We start from the raw sequence: 20,275 nt of genomic DNA, 5'->3' as shown, positions 1-20,275 counted from the left end.
CGAGAATGACGATCACCGCACTTTCGGACGTCGACCCCTGCGAGGCGAAGTTCGCTCAGGTGGCCGAGGTTCTCGAAGCAGCACATTCGGTGACAATCCTCTGCCATGTGCAACCGGATGCAGACACGATCGGCAGCGGACTTGCACTCGGTCTCGTTCTCGAGCGTCGGGGAGTTTCGGTGCAGGTCGCGTTCAGTCGGCCGTCGGCGCTGCCCGAGTCGATGCGCGATTTCCCCGGTCTCCACTTGCTCGTGGCGCCCACTGATGTTCGGGAAAGTGTCGATGTACTGGTGACGGTGGATGTCGGCAGCGAGGGCCGCCTCGGTGAGTTGGCGAGTCGCCTCGGCGGCGCGAATCGCACGATCGTCCTTGATCACCATCGCTCCAATTCCGAATTCGGAAGTATCAACGTCGTCGACGAAGCCGCGGCTTCGACGACGGCGCTCATCGCACGATTCTTCGATGCGTGGGGAGTCGCGATCGATCGCGATATCGCGCACTGTCTCTATGCCGGACTGGTCACCGACACCGGCTCCTTCCGGTGGGGAGGTCCGCTTCCGCACGTGCTCGCCGCGCGTTTGCTGGCGACCGGCATCGACGGCGACGCGATTGCGCGAAAGCTGCTCGACACCCATCCGTTCGGGTGGTTGCCGATGCTGGCTTCGGTACTCGGGTCCGCGGTGCTGGTTCCGGAAGCCGCGGACGGCCGTGGGCTGGTGTACGCGGTGATCCGACGCAGTGACATCGGCGCTCTTCGCTCCGAGGAGATCGAGAGTGTCGTCGATATCGTGCGAACCACTTCGGAAGCCGAAGTTGCTGCGGTACTCAAGGAGTCGGTTTCCGGAAGCTGGTCGATCTCGTTGCGTGCAAAGTCGGCGATCGACGTGTCGGCGGTCGCTGAAAGTCTTGGTGGCGGCGGACATCGGCTGTCGGCCGGATACACGTCGACCAGTTCCAGCGACGAGATTGTTGCCGCGCTCGTCGCGGCACTCGGCTGAATCCGCGGCATTGAGCGAATCTGACGCCACCTCGGCGGGATCTTCGGCAGCTGATTTCGACGTCACTGGGCGACGAATCTTTTCCCTGGCGTTTCCGGCACTCGGTGTGCTGGCAGCCGAACCCCTCTATCTGTTGTTCGACATCGCCGTGGTCGGCCGACTCGGGGCGCTTCCGCTGGCCGGATTGGCAGTCGGTGGTCTGATCCTGTCGTTGGTGAGTACGCAGCTGACCTTCTTGTCGTACGGCACGACGGCGCGCGCCGCACGGCTGCACGGGGCGGGCCGCGAGCGCGACGCGGTGGGCGAGGGTGTTCAGGCGACCTGGCTGGCGGCCGCGATCGGCTTGGCCTTGGTCGTGATCGTGCAGGTGATCGCCGGCCCGCTGACTTCGGCGGTGGCCGGGACTCCCGACATCGCCGCGGCTGCGGAAAGTTGGCTCCGGATAGCGGTATTGGGTGTTCCACTCATCCTGGTGGCCCTGGCCGGCAACGGCTGGATGCGCGGGGTTCAGAACACGGTGCGACCGCTGCGGTTCGTCCTTGTCGGCCTGGGTATTTCGGCGGTGTTGTGTCCGATTCTGGTGCACGGCTTGCTCGGTGCTCCGCGTCTGGAACTCGAAGGATCAGCTGTGGCGAATCTGGTGGGCCAGAGTGTTTCGGGTGTGCTGTTCGCCTGGGCGCTCTTTCGTGAACCGGTTTCGGCTCGACCACATTTTGCGATCATGCGGGCGCAGATGCTGATGGGCCGTGACCTGATTCTGCGCAGCCTCGCATTCCAAGCGTGTTTCGTTTCCGCGGCTGCAGTGGCGTCGAGGTTCGGTGCGGCTGTAGTCGGTGCACACCAAGTCGTCCTCCAACTGTGGAACCTGGTTTCGCTCCTTCTCGATTCCTTGGCGATCGCAGCTCAGACGCTGATCGGAGCGGCGCTCGGCGGTGGATTCGCAGCCGCGGCGAAAAAGATGACCTGGCGGATCACCGCATGGTCGACGGTATTTGCCGTGGTGCTCGCGATCTTCTTCGCCGCCGGCCACTCCGTGATCCCCGGACTCTTCACGTCCGACGCCGAGGTGCTCGGTCAGATGTCGATCGCATGGTGGTTCTTCGTCGCGATCATGCCGGTGGCGGGAATCGTCTTCGCACTCGACGGTGTTCTACTCGGCGCCGGGGACGTGGTGTTTCTGCGCAACGCGACCATGCTGTGCGCAGTTCTCGGGTTTCTGCCCGCGATCTGGCTCTCTCTCGCCTACGACTGGGGGCTCGCCGGAATTTGGGCAGGGCTTACCGTGTTCGTAGTACTTCGGATGGTCGCGGTGTCGTGGCGAGCGTTTTCCGGCAAGTGGGCAGTGACAGGTCCGGCGACGGCGAAGCGCGGAAGTTCAACTGAGGAAGCAGAGGGATCGTGGCAGCAAAGCTGATGGCGGTGAGCGACATTCATGTCGGTCACAACGGCAACAAGCCGATGACGGAGGAACTGTTCCCGGATTCGCCTGACGACTGGCTCATTCTCGCCGGAGATGTTTCCGAGAAAACTGACGACATTCGGTGGGCGTTGAAGCTCCTTCGCAGCCGATTCGCAAAGGTCATCTGGATTCCGGGCAACCACGAACTGTGGACGACCGCCAAGGACCCGGTTCAGATTCACGGAGCGCCGCGGTACGAGTACCTGGTGAACATGTGCCGCGAACTCGACGTCATCACACCCGAGGACCCGTTCCCGGTGTGGGAGGGAGACGGGGGCCCGGTCACGGTCGTCCCGATGTTTCTTCTCTACGACTACTCCTTCCTGCCGGAAGGTGCGCGAGACAAGGAACACGGGCTCGAGATCGCGCGTGACAAGAACGTCGTCGCCACCGACGAGTTCCTACTCTCACCGCAGCCGTATGCGACGCGCGACGCGTGGTGCCGGGCGAGGATCGAGTACACCCAGGCGCGGTTGGATGCGCTTCCCGAAGGCACAAGAACCGTCCTCGTGAACCATTTCCCGATGGTCCGGCAGCCGACGGACGTACTCATGTATCCGGAGTTCGCACTGTGGTGCGGAACCACCGCGACCGCCGACTGGCACGTGAAGTACAACGCGGTGTGCTCGGTGTACGGGCACCTGCACATCCCTCGAACCACGTACTACGACGGCGTCCGCTTCGAGGAAGTCTCACTCGGATACCCGCGCGAGTGGCGTCGGCGTGGACTGCCGGAGAAGTTGTTGCGTCAGATTCTTCCCGTTCCGGAGTACCCGCCGGGAACGCTCAACAAGTGGGGTGGCCACTTCAAGGTCACGCCGGAGCAGGAAGCCGAAGTCGAGCGCATGCGCGCCGGACGCTGAGAGGTATCGCTACGTGATCGAACAGATTCTTCCCGGTGGAGTTGCGACGGCCGAGGCCTTCGTAGATCCGCCCGGTCTGGTTCCGCACCCCAGTGAGGAGGCGTTGATCGGCCGCGCGGTCGAGAAGCGTCGTCGTGAGTTCGTGACCACCCGGCACCTTGCGCGTCAGGCGATGGGCAAGCTCGGTGTTCCGTCTGCCGCTGTCATGCGCGGTGAGCGTGGTGCGCCGCTCTGGCCGCAGGGAGTGGTCGGGAGCCTCGCCCATTGCGACGGCTACCGCGGCGCTGTCCTGGCGTACTCCATGCAGGTCCGCTCACTCGGTATCGACGCCGAACCGCACGGCCCGCTGCCGGACGGGGTATTGCCCGCGGTCAGCATCGAGGCGGAACGAACGTGGTTGGACACTCAGGAAACCGGCGGTCCGGTGCACTGGGATCGAGTGCTCTTCTGCGCGAAGGAAGCCACGTACAAGGCGTGGTTTCCGCTCACCGGGCGCTGGTTGGGTTTCGAGGACGCCCACATCACGTTTGAGGCGGAGTCGGAAACGTCCGGCACTTTCAACTCGCGTCTGCTGGTCCCCGGTGAGGCGACGTCCGGTCCGCCGCTCACCTCTTTCGACGGCAGGTGGTTGGTGTCGGACGGACTCATCCTGACGGCAATTTCGGTGCAGTGAGCGCGACTGGCAGAATCGGCACACGTGTCAGCTCGTGAAAAGCCTTCCTCCGGTCTTGTCGGCGCCGGAATTCTGATTGTCGACAAAGAGGCGGGTATCACCAGCCACGACGTGGTCGCTCGGTGCCGCAAGTTGTTGAACACCCGCAAAGTGGGACATGCCGGGACGCTGGATCCCATGGCGACCGGCGTCCTTGTTCTCGGTGTGGAGCGTGCGACCAAGTTGCTCGGACTCCTGGCGCTGACCACCAAGGCGTATTCGGCGACCATTCGCCTCGGTGCAGCGACGGACACGGACGACGCCGAGGGTGAGGTCCTGACTTCCACAGACGCATCGCAAGTGACGGACGCGGAGATCGCGGCGATCGTGGCCACGCTGACCGGAGACATCAAGCAGATCCCGGCGAGCGTGAGTGCTATCAAGGTCGACGGTCAGCGCGCACACGCGCTGGTGCGAGCCGGAGAAACCGTCGAACTCGCGCCTCGCTCGGTAACGGTGTCGACTTTCGAGGTTCTGGCGCGGCGAGATGTCCCGGGAGGATTCGTCGATCTGGACGTCGACGTGGAGTGCTCGTCCGGTACGTACATCCGCTCGCTCGCCCGCGACCTCGGTCGTGAATTGGGCGTCGGCGGTCATTTGACGGCACTGCGCCGCACCCGCGTCGGGCCGTTCACTCTCGAACATGCGCGCACGCTCGAAGATCTCGCGGAACAGCCGGGTGTGAGCCTCGACATCGATCAGGCCGCGCAGACGGCTTTTCCGCATCGGCAGATCACGGCGGAGGAAGCCGAGGCGATCAGCCAGGGGCGCTGGCTCGAGCCGATCGGGATGAAGGGGATCTGTGCGGCGATCGATCCCACCGGTCACACGATTGCGCTTCTGCAGGAGAAGGGTCGACGCGCCAGTTCGGTGATGGTCGTGCGACCGGCGACGCTTCGCGGGTGATCGTCCGCGAGCGTGTCGACGGCGACCTCGACGGTTGCGTCGATGCGCTGGCACAGGTCCACGAGTGCGACGGATATCCGAACACGTGGCCGCAGAACCCGCACCGCTGGCTCAGTTCGCCCACGGTGGTGAAGGCGTGGGTCGGTGAGAGTGACGGTCGTGTTGTCGGTCATGTGGCCGTCGACAGCGAGGTCGCAGGTGTGCCCACAACCGCGGGATCGACAGCCGTGTCGCGATTGTTCGTTCATCCTGGCTCACGTGGACACGGCCTCAGCGATGCGCTACTCGATGCTGTGACGGATTTCGCAGCCGAGAGTCGGTTGGAACTGGTGCTCGCCGTCGTCGACGACGCTCTGCCGGCGATCGCACTGTACGAGCGTCGAGGGTGGGTGTACGTCGACGAGAGGCTCGCCGACTGGACCCGGACCGACGGCGTCCGGCCCGTGGAACGCCGATACCGACTGCCGCTTTGACTACCTCGGCTAGACGAGCCAAATTGCTTGAGCGACTGGACTTCCCAAGTCGATGGTGTCGGGGCTGTCGCCGAGTCGAACGGACACTGTCCCGGCGAAATCGCGGCGCTCCTCGACGGTGATCTCGACATCGAGACTGACGCCGACGGAATCGAAGTACCGGAGCATTTCGGGATCGGAATCGGAGATCCGGGCAACGCGGCCCCGCTCACCGTTGGCGAAGTCGCTGAGCTGGCGGGCCGGGGGAGTCGGCACCGAACCGTCGGTGGCGGGAATGGGATCACCGTGCGGGTCACGTTCGGGGAAGCCCAGTTTGGCGTCCATCCGCGAGATCATCAGATCGGAAACGGCGTGTTCGAGGACTTCGGCCTCGTCGTGGACTTCGTCCCAGCCGTATCCGAGTTCCTGAACCAGATAGGTCTCGATCAACCGGTGGCGCCGGACCATGGAGACGGCGGCGGCGCGGCCGCTGTCGGTCAGGGCGATGGATCCGTAGCGGGCGTGATCGACCAGGCCCTGGTCCGAGAGTTTGCGGATCGCCTCGGACACCGTCGAGGCCGAGACGCTCATTTTCTCGGACAGGAGCTTGGTGGAAACCCGCTCGTGGGACCACTCCTGGATAGTCCAGATGACCTTGAGGTAGTCCTGGGCCACCGACGAGAGTGCGAGCGTGTCGATTGCCGCGTCCTGCGCCGAAGTGCTGTCGCCATCCGACGTCGATGATGCTTCCGAGGTTCCGGTCTTGTGAGCTGCCACAACGCTTAGCTTAGGCTACGAAATCCGGAACTTCCGTACGTGAGCGGCAGCACAGCGGTGATTCGCTGGGCGGGTCCGAACGTGACCCGCCGCCGGTGGACCCGTAGGCTGCCAATCGTGCTGAGATGGCGTGGTCTCGACGAAGTTCCGGCCGATTGGGGTCGTTGTGTGCTCACTATCGGTGTGTTCGATGGTGTGCATCGTGGGCATGCCCAATTGATAGCGAGAGCGGTTACCGCTGCCCGCAAACGTGGTGTTCCGAGCGTGTTGATGACGTTCGACCCGCATCCTATGGAGGTTGTGCGACCGGGTAGTCATCCAGCCCAGTTGACGACGCTGCAACGGCGTGCGGAATTGGCTCAGGATCTGGGCATCGACGTGTTCTGCGTGATGCCGTTCACCGCTGATTTCATGAAGCTGACGCCGGAGCGCTACGTCCACGAGATTCTCGTCGAACGTCTACATGTCGCCGAGGTCGTGGTGGGGGACAACTTCACCTTCGGCAAGAAGGCGCTCGGCAATGTCGATCTTCTTCGTGAAATGGGCGCTCGCTTCGGCTTTGCCGTCGACGGCGTCCAGCTGCTCGCCGAGCATGCGGTGACGTTCTCGTCGACCTACATCCGCTCGTGCGTCGACGCAGGCGACATGGAAGCGGCTACCGAAGCTCTGGGCCGTCCACATCGTGTCGAAGGTGTGGTCGTCCACGGTGACAAGCGTGGACGCGAGTTGGGGTTCCCGACGGCCAACGTTGCACCGCCGATGTTTTCGGCGATTCCGGCCGACGGCGTGTACGCGGCGTGGTTCACGGTGCTCGGTGCCGGCGAGGAACTCGGAACCGTCGTTCCCGGTCGCCGATACCAAGCCGCGGTGTCTGTGGGTACCAATCCGACCTTCTCGGGCCGGACCCGAACCGTGGAGGCATACGTTCTCGACACCGAAGCAGACCTGTACGGACAACACGTCGCGGTCGACCTGGTTTCGCGGATTCGCGGTATGGAGAAGTTCGACTCGATCGAGTCGCTCATCACGGCGATGAACCGAGATGTCGAACGCGCACGCCGGATTCTGAGTGAGGATGCAGAACGCAGCGTCGGTTGAGCTGCTCCTGTGTCAGTGGCGGCCGCCACATTCGCTCCAGGTGGGCGAAAGCGCCTCATTGCTGCTGGTAGGATCTTCTCTCGGTGCGTGCTGCGGTTTGCGGTGGCCGCACCGATCTAGTTCCTTTCACGCAAACGTCATCACAGGAGTGAATCAAGTGGCATTGACCACGGAAGAAAAGAAGGTCGTTCTCGGCGAGTACGGCTTGCACGAGACCGACACGGGATCGCCTGAAGCTCAGGTGGCAATGCTCACCAAGCGCATCACCGATCTCACCGAGCACCTCAAGACCCACAAGCATGACCACCACTCGCGTCGTGGACTGCTCTTGATGGTCGGTCGCCGTCGTCGTCTGCTGAAGTACGTGGCAAAGACTGACGTCGCTCGCTACCGCACGCTCATCGAGCGTCTCGGCCTGCGTCGCTAGATTTTTCTCACGACGCTGATCGAAAGCAACACGGCATGCTTCGGTTTGCCGAACACTCCGTCAGCCGGCGAAGCCACGCATATACTGGGCTTCGCTGGCTTTCGGCGTTAGCTGCCGCAAGGCAGTTTCCGCTGTCGGCGCTATGCACAGTTGTCCAGGCGCAGTTGTCTAGGCGCAGTTGTGCAGTGCGCAGCCAGCACACCGTATGCACCAGAGAACGTGGTGTCGGTTGTCGGTAGTGGTTCTCCGGACCGGGCAAGTGCCCGAAAGCTCCGGCGGACTTCGATCGACGGCCGCCCGAACGTCGTGACGTCCCGAAGCAGAAATCGCTCGCATCGCAAGGAGCGTCTGCAATTCAAGAGGGGGACGTCCCTCGGTGCGCAGTTTCCACCAGGAGGGTGGAAACGCCCGCGCGGGTACGGCGAAGACGAGAGGGAAGTGAAGAGAAAAGAATGACAGAGAATTCCGTAGTAGAGGTCGACGAAGGCGTGTTCGAATCCACCGCCGTGATCGACAACGGGTCCTTCGGTACCCGCACCATCCGTTTCGAGACCGGACGCCTTGCTCAGCAGGCCGCCGGCGCCGTCGTTGCTTACCTGGACGACGAGACCATGCTGCTGTCCGCCACGAGCGCCAGCAAGCACCCCAAGGAGCACTTCGACTTCTTCCCCCTGACGGTGGACGTCGAAGAGCGCATGTACGCAGCGGGCCGCATCCCCGGTTCGTTCTTCCGTCGTGAGGGACGCCCCTCCACCGACGCGATCCTGACCTGCCGCCTCATCGACCGGCCGCTGCGTCCGTCGTTCGTCGACGGTCTCCGTAACGAGATCCAGGTCGTCGTCACGGTCATGAGCCTCAACCCGCAGGATCTGTACGACGTCGTGGCTATCAACGCCGCTTCCGCGTCGACGCAGATCGCGGGCCTGCCGTTCTCCGGCCCCGTCGGTGGCGTGCGTGTTGCACTCATCGTCTCCGAGGACAACAAGGCCGGCCAGTGGGTTGCATTCCCGACGGTCGATCAGCTCGAGAACGCTGTCTTCGACATGGTCGTCGCCGGCCGCGTCGTGTCCGGCAGCGGTGACAACGCCGACGTCGCGATCATGATGGTCGAGGCCGAGGCCACCGACAACGTCATCGCGAAGATCGCCGACGGCGCTCAGGCACCGACCGAGGCCATCGTCGCCGAAGGCCTCGAGGCCGCCAAGCCGTTCATCGCACGTCTGTGCGCTGCACAGGCAGCACTGGCATCCAAGGCTGCAAAGCCCACGGGTGACTACCCGGTCTTCCCGGCGTACCAGGACGACGTTTTTGCTGCCGTCGAGGCCGCTGCGTCCGAAAAGCTCAATGCCGCACTGACAATCGCCGGCAAGCAGGAACGCGACGACAAGACCGACGAGGTCAAGGTCGAGGTTCTCGAGCAGGTTGCACCGAACTTCGAAGGCCGCGAAAAGGAACTGGGAGCAGCGTTCCGCTCGCTCACCAAGAAGCTGGTTCGCCAGCGCATCCTGCGCGATCAGTTCCGCATCGACGGCCGCGGCGTCACGGACATCCGTTCGCTGTCCGCCGAGGTCGCGATCATCCCGCGCGCACACGGCTCCGCACTGTTCGAGCGTGGCGAGACCCAGATCCTGGGTGTGACCACTCTCGACATGGTCAAGATGGCTCAGCAGGTCGACTCGCTCGGTCCCGAGACCACCAAGCGCTACATGCATCATTACAACTTCCCGCCGTACTCCACCGGTGAGACGGGCCGCGTCGGTTCGCCGAAGCGTCGCGAAATCGGTCACGGTGCACTCGCCGAGCGCGCTCTCATGCCGGTTCTGCCCAGCGTCGAAGAGTTCCCTTACGCGATTCGCCAGGTCTCCGAGGCGCTGAGCTCCAACGGTTCCACCTCGATGGGCTCGGTGTGCGCGTCCACGCTCGCACTGCTCAACGCCGGTGTGCCGCTTCGCGCTCCGGTTGCCGGTATCGCCATGGGTCTGGTTTCCGACCAGGTCGACGGCGAAACCCGCTACGTCGCGCTGACCGACATCCTCGGCGCCGAAGACGCCTTCGGCGACATGGACTTCAAGGTCGCAGGTACCAAGGACTTCGTCACGGCCCTGCAGCTGGACACGAAGCTCGACGGCATCCCGTCGCAGGTCCTCGCCGGTGCACTCTCGCAGGCGAAGGACGCACGGACCACGATCCTCGAGGTCATGGCGGAAGCCATCGACACCCCGGACGAGATGAGCCCGTTCGCTCCCCGCGTGACGGCCATCAAGGTCCCCGTCGACAAGATCGGTGAGGTCATCGGCCCCAAGGGCAAGATGATCAACTCCATCACCGAGCAGACCGGTGCCAACATCTCCATCGAAGACGACGGCACCGTGTTCGTCGGCGCCACCGATGGACCGTCTGCACAGGCCGCGATCGACATGATCAACGCCATTGCCAACCCGCAGCTCCCCAAGGTCGGCGAGCGGTTCCTGGGCACGGTCGTCAAGACCACCGCCTTCGGTGCCTTCGTTTCGCTCCTGCCGGGACGCGACGGACTGGTGCACATCTCGAAGCTGGGCAGCGGTAAGCGCATTGCCAAGGTCGAAGACGTGGTCAACGTCGGATCCAAGATCCGCGTCGAGATCGCCGACATCGATGCACGTGGCAAGATCTCGCTGATCCCGGTCGAAGAGGGCAACGACGAGGCTGCCGCTCCGGCCGCCGACGAGGCTGCTTCCGAGTAGATCTCACTTCGTACTCTGATGCGGCCCCGCGCGGATTTCCGTGCGGGGCCGCATCTGTACTGTCTGTAGACACAGAGCCTGTAGATACCTGATTGACCACTTGCACCGAGGACTGCTGAACCTTTTCATGGCAAAGACCACTCCCAACACCACGCGCAGCCGCAGCGCTGTGCTGAAATCGCCGATCGATGCGACTCCCGAATCCGGAGTACAGCGCACGGTCCTTCCCGGCGGCCTGCGCGTCGTCACCGAGTTCATTCCCGGTGTGCGTTCCGCCTCCGTCGGTGTGTGGGTCGGAGTCGGCTCGCGCGACGAGCAGCCGAGTGTGGCCGGTGCCGCGCATTTTCTCGAGCACCTGCTGTTCAAGTCGACGCCGTCACGGACGGCGTTGGACATCGCGCAGGTCATGGATGGTGTGGGCGGCGAACTCAATGCATTCACGTCGAAGGAACACACCTGTTTCTACGCGCACGTGATCGACGACGACCTTCCGATGGCGGTTGACCTTGTCGCCGACGTCGTGCTGCGAGGGCGTTGCAGAACCGCGGACGTCGACGTCGAGCGGCAAGTAGTGCTCGAAGAGATCGCGATGCGTGACGACGATCCGGAAGACTTGCTCGGCGACGCGTTCCTGACCGCGTTGTTCGGCGATCATCCTGTCGGCCGTCCGATCATCGGTAGCGTCGAATCGATCGAGTCGATGTCGCGCAATCAGTTGCATTCCTTCCATGTTCGGCGTTACACACCGCAGCGGATGGTGCTGGCCGTAGCGGGAAACGTCGACCACAAGCAGGTTGTGACGCTCGCTCGCCGTGCATTTGCCGGACATCTCGAGCGCGGGGTCAAGCCGGCGCCGCGGCGCGAAGGCACTCTGCGGTTGCGCACGATGCCTGAACTGAGCTTGACCCACCGCGACAGCGAGCAGGTCCACCTTGCGCTCGGGGTACGCGCGTTCGGCCGGCACGAGGGCCATCGCTGGGCGCTGTCGGTGCTCAACGCCGCAGTGGGCGGTGGGCTGAGTTCTCGTCTGTTCCAAGAGATTCGGGAGAAGCGCGGGCTTGCGTACTCCGTCTATTCGGGCGTCGACACCTTCGCGGACACCGGAGCGTTCTCCGTGTATGCAGGTTGCCAGCCGGAGAACCTCGGGGAGGTTGCCACGGTGATCCGCGAGGTACTCGCGAACGTGGCGACGGACGGAATCACCGATGCCGAGATCGCCCGCGCCAAGGGATCGCTGCGCGGCGGATTGGTTCTGGCACTGGAAGATTCAGGCTCACGCATGAACCGTATCGGTCGCAGTGAACTGAACTACGGCAACCATCGCAGTGTTGCGCAGACGCTCGCGACCATCGACGCAGTCACCTCCGAAGAGGTGCTCGAGGTGGCGCAGGTGCTCTTGACGAGGCCGTTTGCAGCCGCCGTCGTGGGTCCGTACAAGCGGGTTCGTGACCTCCCCGCGTCGGTACGCGGGATCGTGGGCAAGTAGTTCGAACTATCGAAATCGGGGTGTGCAGTTGAAGATCCGTGGTGCAGTGCTCGAAGAGATCGGCCGGAAGCGTCCCTTCGCAGAGTCGACTCCGATTTCGATTTCGGAACTCGACCTCGAATCCCCGGGCCCGGGTGAGATCCTGGTCAAGATCGAAGCTGCCGGGCTTTGTCACTCCGACCTCTCCGTGGTCGACGGGAATCGGGTACGACCCGTGCCGATGTTGTTGGGCCATGAGGCGGCAGGTCGAATCATCGAACTCGGCGACGGAGTTGATTCGTTGTCGGTGGGCACCCGCGTCGTGATGACTTTTCTTCCACGGTGCGGTGAATGTGCGGGATGCGCCACTGACGGCCGGATGCCTTGCACGGTGGGTAGCGCTGCCAACAACGACGGCAGTTTGCTCGGTGGCGCGCAACGACTGCGGCGCTCCGGCGAGAACGTCAAACATCATCTCGGTGTTTCGGGTTTCGCGACGCATGCTGTGGTCAACGCCAAGTCGGTTGTTCCCGTCGACGACGACATCCCGGCCGAAATTGCAGCCGTACTCGGTTGCGCGGTGTTGACCGGTGGGGGAGCGCTCCTCAACGCGGCGAAGCCTCGCCCGGCAGACACCGTGATGGTGGTCGGCTTGGGTGGCGTCGGGATGGCCGCAATCCTGACGGCGAGGGCACTCGGGGTCGAGAACGTCATCGGCGTCGACGCACTGGAGTCCAAGCTGGCTCAGGCGCTGGAACTGGGCGCGACCGAGGTCTTCACACCGTCCGGCCTGTCCGAGAGTGGCGTTCGCGCAGACATCGTCGTCGAGGCCGCGGGAAATTCTCGGGCCTTCGAGACAGCGGTGGCTGCGACGGCAGCGGGTGGCACGACCGTCACGGTCGGGTTGCCGGCGCCTGACGCGCGCTCGTCGATCTCACCTCTCGGACTGGTCGCCGAAGCGCGGACCATTATCGGCAGCTACCTGGGATCTGCGGTCCCGTCCCGCGACATCCCGATCTACGCGCAGTTGTGGCGCGACGGGAAGCTGCCGGTCGAGAAGCTCATTTCCTCGCGAATCGAATTGGCCGACATCAATTCGGGTATGGACGAACTCGCCGACGGAAAAGCAATCCGACAGGTCATTATCTTCGACGCGGAGTAGGTGCACGTCGGTGTTATGCAGCGGAAATGAGGCGTTTGCGCTCCCGATTCCCTCCCGAGTCGCCACGGAAAATCGTTACCCGTTGTAACGCTCCTCTCGTACTGGACGACTACTCGAATGACGTTGCGTGACGCCCCGGGGGTCGGTCGTACGTTTTCCAAAAGCTGATTGGGGAGAAGATATGCCGGTTCGTGGGTTCTTTTCGCGACATCGAATACTGGCGGGTGCAGTAGCGCCCGCAGCGCTCGGCGTGGCCGCACTGGTCGCGGTTGCGGTCGCTGTGGACTCTCCGGAGTCACGCACGATCGAGACACAATTGACGTCGTCGGTCACCGAGTGTCACGACATGGTCAGCATCGCGGTTGCCGGTCGACACGACACACCGGACGCTTCGACGGTGAAGATGTTGCTGGGAGCCGACGGGAAGCCGCTGCCGGCCGCCCTGTCCGGTGACTACAAGAGTGAACGCGTCGACCAGGTGATCAACCCGGCAGGCTCCGTCAACGCGAACAAGCCCGGCTCGTACGCGGCTGTGTATATCGCGTACCCGGCCAACATGGCGTCCTACGAGGATGCCGTCGCTGCCGGCGCTGCAAATACGCAGTCCGTGATGAGTGCCATCGCCAAGGAATGCCCGAAGACTCAGTTCTCGATCGTCGGGTACAGCGAAGGCGCCGATGTGGTGCGTCGCGTCGCGATGGACATCGGTACGCAGGAGAACAACGAGTTCGGGGTCGACCCGGACAAGGTTGTCGGTGTGGTCATGCTGGCGGATGCAGGCCGTGAAGCGGGCGACGGTACGTTCCTCGGTGCCAAGAATCCGTTCACGAACCCGGATAACTTCAATACGAAGTACCAGAACGGCACCTCCGCGACACCTGGCGAAGGTGTACTCCCCGGCACTGCCGGAGGTTTCGGCAAGCTGAACGGCAAGGTCGCGTCCTTCTGCTCGGACGGTGACTTCACCTGCTCGGCTCCCAGCAACATCTCTCTGTTGATCTTGGCGGCAAATGTCGGTCGGCAGTTGAACATCGACCAACTCGAAGCGCAGGGTCTGAACCCGGCCACCGGTCAGGACGTCGCGGTGGTGTTCGGCCAGATCGTCTTCGAGGCGTTCGCAGACATTTCGTCCAATCCCAACTGGATGCAGAGTGACGAGACATTCCTTCAGGTGATGCTCAAGGTCTCGGATCCGGAGTACAAGCCCGGAAAAACACCCGCGCCGGCGCCGGTAGCCGAGGGCGAGACGGTGTCCACCGACAAGGTGTCTCCGCTGGCATATCTGCCGCAGAAGCTTTTCAAGGAGATCGTCGGTCTGATTGCTACCAACCAGAACACGATTCCCGTGATCTTGAGCGACCCCTACCAGCAGACACTCGCTCCAGACGTCGGACACCACTTCGATTACTGGCGAGATGCGGATGCGGCCAACGGCAAGCCGTTGACTTCAGCTGAGTACGCAGCGGCCTGGCTCACCTACCTCGCCCAGCAGGCGAAGGAAGGAAAGCCCGTCGACACAACTGCGAAGCCGACCCCGGAACAGATCAGTGCTGCTGTCGATGCCTACATGGCTGACGGCAATGCTGAGGGCGACGCCGCGGTGGCTGAAGGCACCGGAACCGGTCAGGCACCGGCCGGGACCACTGGCTCCACGGGATCTGCTGGAGCGCCCGCAACCACGTCACAGGTGCCTGCGGCAGGATCGGCGTCGGTCACATCGGGAGCGGTTGCCACTCCGACGGGTTCGGCGGCAGTGACGCCGACGTCGACAGTTCCGACCACACCGGTAGCGGGAACGGATGCAACGACGGCCCCCCCGACTACGACAGTGACGTCGACGACCACGACGACGAAGGTGCCGGTTCCGAACCCGTAATCCTTCTCGCCGGCGTTCGTCACACGAATAACGCTGTCACAGGCTGCGATCCGCAATTAGTTGCGGATCGCAGCCTGTTTTCGTGTACGGGTTACGCACAACGACCGTTGGTGCTTATCGTGGAAGGGAGGTTTCCGGATCACGAATCGTGGGTTTCACCGTGCACGAGCTGTCCATTGCGCAGAGTGTGGTCGAAGCCGTGTGTGAGCGTGCCGGCGAGCGACGAGTATCGAGCGTGCGGCTTGAAGTAGGGCAACTCTGCGCGGTGGTTCCACACTCTCTGCTGTTCTGCTTCGACGTCGTCACCGCGGGTACTCACGCCGAAGGTGCCAGCTTGCACATCGATGAGATTGCAACCAGCGCGCGATGCAAAAGCTGCGGCGTGATGTTCTCGCCGCCCGACATGTTCTTGCTGTGTGAATGCGGCAGTGCTGATGTCGAGGTGCTTGCCGGCCGAGAGTTACGGATCCTGTCGATGGAAGTGAGCTGAGCATGTGCGCGACGTGTGGGTGCGGGGACACCACAGGACCTCGGGTGTCGGTTGTCGCAGACGGAGAACACGAGCAGGAACACGACGATCATGGGCACGGTCACGAGCATGACCATGAGCACGGCCACCCCGACCACACCGTGATTCTCGAGCAGCAGGTGCTCGCCAAGAACGACGGCATTGCGGTTCACAATCGTCAGTGGATGCGGAACCGCCGAATCACGGCGCTCAACATCATGAGTTCCCCCGGCGCGGGGAAGACGACATTGCTGGCGCGAACTATCCGGGAGCTCGGATGTCAGCGACCGATAGCCGTGATCGAAGGTGACCAGGAAACCCGGCTCGACGCCGAGCGGATCCGAGAGACCGGCGCGTCGGTGGTGCAGGTGAATACCGGGGCCGGATGTCACCTCGATGCCGCGATGATCGACCGCGCACTGCGCGCCTTGGATCCCGCTGAAGAATCGCTGCTTCTGATCGAAAACGTCGGAAACCTGGTGTGCCCCGCGCTCTTCGACCTCGGCGAGGAAGGCAAGGTTGTCCTAATTTCTACGCCGGAGGGGGCAGACAAACCGAAAAAGTACCCACACATCTTCGCTGTCGCGGACCTCGTGGTGATCAACAAGATCGACTTGCTCCCGTACGTCGAGTTCGACGTCGATGCCTGCGTCGAGCAGGCGAGAATACTCAATCCTGCTGTGCGCGTTGTTGTTCTGTCTGCCACGACAGGTGAGGGCATGGACGAGTGGTACGAGTGGATCGGTAGTCGTTCGGCGATTTCTCCGGTGGCCGTTGACAACTGATCTGCTCGGGTAGTTAATGAAATGAGTGGGTGCCACGCAAGTGGGCCGAGGTTCGACTCCGGTGGCGTCAGCGTTTCGGTGCCGCGGCAATTCGAGGCCACAGAGTCTTGAGGCCATAGCGTGTCAGGCCAGTCGCGGCGCTGAGAGTCAAGGCGCAAGTGCACCCGTGAAAGCGGCTGACATGGACACACAAAAATCGACTGCTGGCACCACGGCGGAACCTGCCTCCGAAAGCGCAGCTACCCCCGCAAGCGCAGCGGCCAAAGCGGAAGAAACTCTGATCCACGTGCTGTGGATCAATGCCGGTCTCAGTTGCGACGGAGATTCGGTGGCGCTCACTGCAGCCACGCAACCCAGTATCGAGGAGATCGCGCTCGGCGCCTTGCCCGGCCTGCCGCAGGTAGCGGTTCATTGGCCGCTCATCGACTTCGAATGCGGACCGCAGGGTGGCGCTGACGATTTCCTGGAGTGGTTTTGGAAAGCCGACCGCGGAGAACTGGAACCCTTTGTTCTTGTCGTCGAAGGATCGATACCGAACGAGAAACTTCACGACGAGGGGTATTGGTGCGGCTTCGGGAACAATCGCGAAACCGGCCAACCGGTCACCACGAGCGAATGGCTCGACAAGCTGGCACCGAAAGCCACTGCGGTAGTTGCGGTCGGTACGTGCGCGACCTACGGCGGCATACATGCGATGGCCGGCAATCCGACCGGTGCGATGGGCGTGCCGGACTATCTCGGGTGGACCTGGAAATCGAAGGCGGGCATCCCGATCGTCTGCGTTCCCGGGTGTCCCATTCAGCCGGACAACCTCTCCGAGACCCTGACCTACCTTCTGTACATGGCCACTGATCAGGCGCCGATGATTCCCTTGGACGAATCCCTGCGCCCGCAGTGGCTTTTCGGTGCCACCGTACACGAGGGCTGTGACCGTGGTGGGTACTACGAGCAGGGTGAGTTCGCGACGGAGTACGGGTCACCGAAGTGCATCGTCAAACTCGGATGTTGGGGACCGGTCGTGAAATGCAATGTCCCCAAACGTGGTTGGATCAACGGAGTCGGCGGGTGTCCTAATGTCGGCGGGATCTGCATCGGGTGCACGATGCCGGGATTCCCCGACAAGTTCATGCCGTTCATGGATGAACCACCTGGCGGCAAACTCTCCACCAATGCGGTGGGAATGTACGGGTCCGTGATCCACAGTCTCCGCCGGATCACCGGAAACACGTTGGACAAGGAACCGCACTGGCGCGAGCGCGGGTCGAAATTACTCACCGGTGCGACGCGTACGTGGTGACCGACCGGATACATTCAAATCAGTTCGTGAGCAACGTCTCTGGGAGGCACTGCAATGACGGCCATCGTTCCCGAACCCACCTCGACTGCGGACCGCGACGGTCTTGTCGAGATGGCGTGGGACCCCATCACCCGAATCGTCGGCAGTCTGGGCATCTACACCAAGATCGACTTCGCCAATCGCGAAGTGGTGGAGTGCCACAGCACGTCGTCGATCTTTCGCGGGTATTCCCTGTTCATGAAGGGGAAGGACCCGCGCGACGCGCATTTCATCACCAGTCGTATCTGCGGCATCTGCGGTGACAATCACGCCACATGCTCGTGCTACGCACAGAACATGGCGTACGGCGTCAAGCCGCCGCATCTGGGCGAGTGGATCGTCAATCTCGGCGAGGCCGCCGAGTACATGTTCGACCATAACATCTTTCAAGAGAATCTTGTCGCCGTCGACTACTGCGAGAAGATGGTCTCCGAGACGAATCCCGGTGTGCTGGCGCAGGCAGAGAACACGCGCTGCCCGCACGAGGAGCAGCACGGGTATCGCACGATCGCGGACATCATGCGGACTCTCAATCCGTTCACGGGTGAGTTCTATCGCGAAGCGTTGCAAGTCTCGCGTTCGACTCGCGAAATGTTCTGCTTGATGGAGGGCAGGCACGTTCACCCGTCGACGCTCTATCCCGGCGGCGTCGGCACCGTCGCGACGATCGAACTGATGACGGACTACATGTCGCGGCTGATGCGGTACGTCGAATTCATGAAGAAGGTCGTGCCGATGCACGACGACCTGTTCGACTTCTTCTACCAGGCGATGCCTGGTTACGAAAAGGTTGGCCTGCGGCGGACCCTGCTGGGTTGTTGGGGATCGTTCCAAGACCCCGAGTACTGCAATTTCTCCTACAAGGACATGACCGACTGGGGCCGGAAGATGTTTGTCACTCCCGGTGTGGTTGTCGACGGAAAGTTGGTCACCACGGATCTGGTGGACATCAACCTCGGTATCCGAATCATGCTGGGCTCCTCGTATTACGAGGACTGGAGTGATCAGGAGATGTTCGTCAAAACCGATCCGCTGGGTAACCCGGTCGATCGCAGGCACCCGTGGAATCAGCACACCAACCCTCACCCGCAGAAGCGGAACCTCGAGGACAAGTACAGCTGGGTCATGTCACCGCGATGGTTCGACGGAAAAGACAACCTTGCTCTGGATACGGGCGGGGGAGCATTGGCTCGCCTGTGGAGCACCGCTCTGGCCGGCCTGGTCGACATCGGATACCTGGAGTCGACCGGACACAGTGTGAAGATCAATCTTCCGAAAACAGCACTGAAGGCTCCTGTCTCGCTCGAGTGGAAGATTCCCGAACATGGCAGCAATACCCTCGAAAGAAACCGCGCGCGAACGTATTTCCAGGCATACGCAGCCGCGGCTGCCCTTCATTTCGCTGAGAAGGCGCTTGTCGAGATCCGGGCCGGCCGGACCAAGACGTGGGAGTCGTTCGAGGTCCCGGACGAGGGTATCGGTTGCGGATTCACCGAAGCCGTCCGCGGAGTTCTCTCACATCACATGGTGATTCGTGACGGAAAAATCGCGAACTATCACCCGTACCCACCGACACCGTGGAATGCGAGCCCGCGCGACAGCTACGGAACCCCCGGTCCGTACGAGGATGCCGTGCAGGGTCAGCCGATCTTCGAGGAGAACGATCGAGACCACTTCAAGGGCATCGACATCATGCGGACCGTGCGTAGTTTCGATCCCTGCCTGCCGTGTGGTGTTCACATGTATCTCGGCGGTGGCAAGACTCTGGAGAAGTTGCACTCTCCGACGCAGTCCGTGACCGGGGAGTGATCGATGGAGCAATCGGCCGACTACTGGCGCGGAGCAGGTGAGCGCATCGAGACGTTGTTGCAGGCCAATGCCGGCGCAGGCCCGGTGGCGAGAGATCGCGCCGAGCAACTGGTGCGTGAAGTCGTGCAGTTGTACGGCGCAGCACTCGAACGCACCGTCGCTCTGGCAGATCCGGCCACGATGGATGCGATGGTTCGCGACGATCTGGTGTCCAGCCTGCTACTGGTGCACGGACTTCACCCGCACGACGTGGAGACCCGCGTCCGCACTGCGCTCGACAGCGTGCGTCCGTACCTCGGTTCGCACGGAGGCGACGTCGAACTGATCGAGGTGGCGGACGGCGTAGTGCGACTACGGCTTCTCGGAAGCTGTAACAGTTGCCCTTCGTCCTCGGTGACCCTCGAAACCGCGGTCCAGGACGCGGTGCAGGCGGCGGCACCCGAGACCACCGGAATCGACGTCGAAACACCGGATTCGCATGAGCTGAAGTCGGGTGTGATTTCGGTCGAGTCCCTGTTCTCGCACGTTCACGCCGACGGGGGAGGTACGCACTGGGTGGAGGTCCCCGAATTCGCCGAAGTCGAGGTGGGAGAGGTCGCGGGCTTCCGCGTGTCGGGCACCGATCTGTTGGTCTGCCGCTCCGGTGACGATCTGTACGCGTATCGCGACCGTTGCCCGGTGTGTGAGCACTCGATGGCGGGGGCTGTGCTCGAACGCATGATGGGCCGTCCTGCCCGAGACGCCGCTGTCCTCACCTGTCCGACGTGCTCTGCCCACTTCAGTGTGTACGGGGCGGGAGCGCGGGTGGGCACCGGCTCCGAGCACCTGGCGCCTGTGCCGGTGCTGATTCGCGACGGAGTGCTCTCGGTCGCGCTTGCTGACGATTCTGTGATACCGGTGACCTAGCCGTGAACGCAGC

General features: G+C 62.8%; 18 protein-coding genes. 17 read left to right on the top strand and 1 reads right to left on the bottom strand.

Features of this window, described 5'->3' with window-relative positions; all coding sequences use genetic code 11:
- Nucleotides 1-5: 5 nt before the first annotated feature.
- Genes ATN37_RS11025 through ATN37_RS11000 form a run of 6 tightly spaced genes read left to right on the top strand, consistent with a single transcriptional unit; the run spans nucleotide 6 to nucleotide 5,411 of the window.
- Nucleotides 6-998, top strand: a complete 993-nt coding sequence (locus tag ATN37_RS11025) for a bifunctional oligoribonuclease/PAP phosphatase NrnA (RefSeq protein WP_218695119.1) — start codon at nucleotides 6-8, stop codon at nucleotides 996-998.
- 10 nt (nucleotides 999-1,008) lie between these two features.
- Nucleotides 1,009-2,412, top strand: a complete 1,404-nt coding sequence (locus tag ATN37_RS11020; RefSeq protein ID WP_063316735.1) for an MATE family efflux transporter — start codon at nucleotides 1,009-1,011, stop codon at nucleotides 2,410-2,412.
- Nucleotides 2,397-3,320, top strand: coding sequence for a metallophosphoesterase (locus ATN37_RS11015; RefSeq protein ID WP_218695117.1), 924 nt, complete (start codon nucleotides 2,397-2,399; stop codon nucleotides 3,318-3,320). Before ATN37_RS11020 ends, ATN37_RS11015 begins: the two co-directional genes overlap by 16 nt.
- A 13-nt stretch (nucleotides 3,321-3,333) precedes the next feature.
- Nucleotides 3,334-3,993, top strand: coding sequence for a 4'-phosphopantetheinyl transferase (locus tag ATN37_RS11010; protein WP_003942126.1), 660 nt, complete (start codon nucleotides 3,334-3,336; stop codon nucleotides 3,991-3,993).
- Nucleotides 3,994-4,017: 24 nt separating this feature from the next.
- Nucleotides 4,018-4,938: a tRNA pseudouridine(55) synthase TruB gene (gene truB, locus ATN37_RS11005; RefSeq protein ID WP_058038659.1), complete on the top strand. Its 921-nt coding sequence runs from the start codon at nucleotides 4,018-4,020 to the stop codon at nucleotides 4,936-4,938.
- On the top strand, nucleotides 4,935-5,411 hold the full coding sequence (locus tag ATN37_RS11000) for a GNAT family N-acetyltransferase (protein ID WP_218695115.1): 477 nt from the start codon (nucleotides 4,935-4,937) through the stop codon (nucleotides 5,409-5,411). The genes truB and ATN37_RS11000 overlap by 4 nt, the downstream gene beginning before the upstream one ends.
- Before the next feature lie 9 nt (nucleotides 5,412-5,420).
- Here the strand turns inward: ATN37_RS11000 and ATN37_RS10995 are convergent, their stop codons facing one another.
- Nucleotides 5,421-6,167, bottom strand: a complete 747-nt coding sequence (locus tag ATN37_RS10995; RefSeq protein ID WP_058038661.1) for a metal-dependent transcriptional regulator — start codon at nucleotides 6,165-6,167, stop codon at nucleotides 5,421-5,423.
- Between the two features lie 117 nt (nucleotides 6,168-6,284).
- Between ATN37_RS10995 and ATN37_RS10990 the strand changes: the two genes are divergently transcribed.
- The 11 genes from ATN37_RS10990 to ATN37_RS10940 all read left to right on the top strand — a co-directional run bounded on the left by ATN37_RS10990 (nucleotide 6,285) and on the right by ATN37_RS10940 (nucleotide 20,262).
- Nucleotides 6,285-7,265 (top strand): bifunctional riboflavin kinase/FAD synthetase, encoded by a 981-nt coding sequence (locus ATN37_RS10990; protein ID WP_003942148.1) that lies wholly within the window; start codon nucleotides 6,285-6,287, stop codon nucleotides 7,263-7,265.
- A gap of 157 nt (nucleotides 7,266-7,422) precedes the next feature.
- Nucleotides 7,423-7,692: a 30S ribosomal protein S15 gene (rpsO, locus tag ATN37_RS10985; protein WP_003942254.1), complete on the top strand. Its 270-nt coding sequence runs from the start codon at nucleotides 7,423-7,425 to the stop codon at nucleotides 7,690-7,692.
- Nucleotides 7,693-8,144: 452 nt separating this feature from the next.
- On the top strand, nucleotides 8,145-10,415 hold the full coding sequence (locus tag ATN37_RS10980) for a polyribonucleotide nucleotidyltransferase (RefSeq protein ID WP_020907444.1): 2,271 nt from the start codon (nucleotides 8,145-8,147) through the stop codon (nucleotides 10,413-10,415).
- Nucleotides 10,416-10,542: 127 nt separating this feature from the next.
- On the top strand, nucleotides 10,543-11,901 hold the full coding sequence (locus ATN37_RS10975; protein WP_003942169.1) for a pitrilysin family protein: 1,359 nt from the start codon (nucleotides 10,543-10,545) through the stop codon (nucleotides 11,899-11,901).
- Nucleotides 11,902-11,929: 28 nt separating this feature from the next.
- Nucleotides 11,930-13,042, top strand: coding sequence for an alcohol dehydrogenase catalytic domain-containing protein (locus tag ATN37_RS10970; protein WP_172827083.1), 1,113 nt, complete (start codon nucleotides 11,930-11,932; stop codon nucleotides 13,040-13,042).
- Between the two features lie 181 nt (nucleotides 13,043-13,223).
- A complete protein-coding gene (locus ATN37_RS10965; protein WP_063316550.1) occupies nucleotides 13,224-14,918 on the top strand; it encodes a cutinase family protein in 1,695 nt (564 codons plus the stop codon).
- A 160-nt stretch (nucleotides 14,919-15,078) separates the two neighbouring features.
- Nucleotides 15,079-15,408 (top strand): hydrogenase maturation nickel metallochaperone HypA, encoded by a 330-nt coding sequence (gene hypA, locus ATN37_RS10960; RefSeq protein ID WP_073512368.1) that lies wholly within the window; start codon nucleotides 15,079-15,081, stop codon nucleotides 15,406-15,408.
- A 2-nt stretch (nucleotides 15,409-15,410) separates the two neighbouring features.
- Entirely contained in the window at nucleotides 15,411-16,211 is an 801-nt protein-coding gene (gene hypB / locus ATN37_RS10955) for a hydrogenase nickel incorporation protein HypB (RefSeq protein WP_218695113.1), read from the top strand.
- 181 nt (nucleotides 16,212-16,392) lie between these two features.
- Nucleotides 16,393-17,508 carry a hydrogenase expression protein HypE gene (locus ATN37_RS10950; RefSeq protein WP_042922651.1) on the top strand — a complete coding sequence of 372 codons (1,116 nt, stop codon included), beginning with the start codon at nucleotides 16,393-16,395 and terminating at the stop codon, nucleotides 17,506-17,508.
- 54 nt (nucleotides 17,509-17,562) lie between these two features.
- Nucleotides 17,563-19,356 (top strand): nickel-dependent hydrogenase large subunit, encoded by a 1,794-nt coding sequence (locus tag ATN37_RS10945; protein WP_058038665.1) that lies wholly within the window; start codon nucleotides 17,563-17,565, stop codon nucleotides 19,354-19,356.
- Between the two features lie 3 nt (nucleotides 19,357-19,359).
- Nucleotides 19,360-20,262: a NifU family protein gene (locus ATN37_RS10940; protein WP_003942277.1), complete on the top strand. Its 903-nt coding sequence runs from the start codon at nucleotides 19,360-19,362 to the stop codon at nucleotides 20,260-20,262.
- Nucleotides 20,263-20,275: the final 13 nt, after the last annotated feature.

Origin of the sequence: Rhodococcus sp. MH15 (assembly GCF_019266045.1) — a bacterium.
Taxonomy (GTDB): Bacteria; Actinomycetota; Actinomycetes; order Mycobacteriales; family Mycobacteriaceae; genus Rhodococcus_F; species Rhodococcus_F qingshengii.
The sequence above is the reverse complement of the archived record's forward strand: the minus strand, read 5'-3'. Positions and strand labels throughout refer to the sequence as shown.

What these genes read in the sequence shown, in the direction of transcription:
- ATN37_RS11025 (WP_218695119.1), top strand. Translation starts at nt 6, where the DNA reads ATGACGATCACCGCACTTTCGGACGTCGACCCCTGCGAGGCGAAGTTC.
- ATN37_RS10980 (WP_020907444.1), top strand. Translation starts at nt 8,145, where the DNA reads ATGACAGAGAATTCCGTAGTAGAGGTCGACGAAGGCGTGTTCGAATCC.
- ATN37_RS10975 (WP_003942169.1), top strand. Translation starts at nt 10,543, where the DNA reads ATGGCAAAGACCACTCCCAACACCACGCGCAGCCGCAGCGCTGTGCTG.
- ATN37_RS10965 (WP_063316550.1), top strand. Translation starts at nt 13,224, where the DNA reads ATGCCGGTTCGTGGGTTCTTTTCGCGACATCGAATACTGGCGGGTGCA.
- hypB (WP_218695113.1), top strand. Translation starts at nt 15,411, where the DNA reads ATGTGCGCGACGTGTGGGTGCGGGGACACCACAGGACCTCGGGTGTCG.
- ATN37_RS10950 (WP_042922651.1), top strand. Translation starts at nt 16,393, where the DNA reads ATGGACACACAAAAATCGACTGCTGGCACCACGGCGGAACCTGCCTCC.
- ATN37_RS10945 (WP_058038665.1), top strand. Translation starts at nt 17,563, where the DNA reads ATGACGGCCATCGTTCCCGAACCCACCTCGACTGCGGACCGCGACGGT.
- ATN37_RS10940 (WP_003942277.1), top strand. Translation starts at nt 19,360, where the DNA reads ATGGAGCAATCGGCCGACTACTGGCGCGGAGCAGGTGAGCGCATCGAG.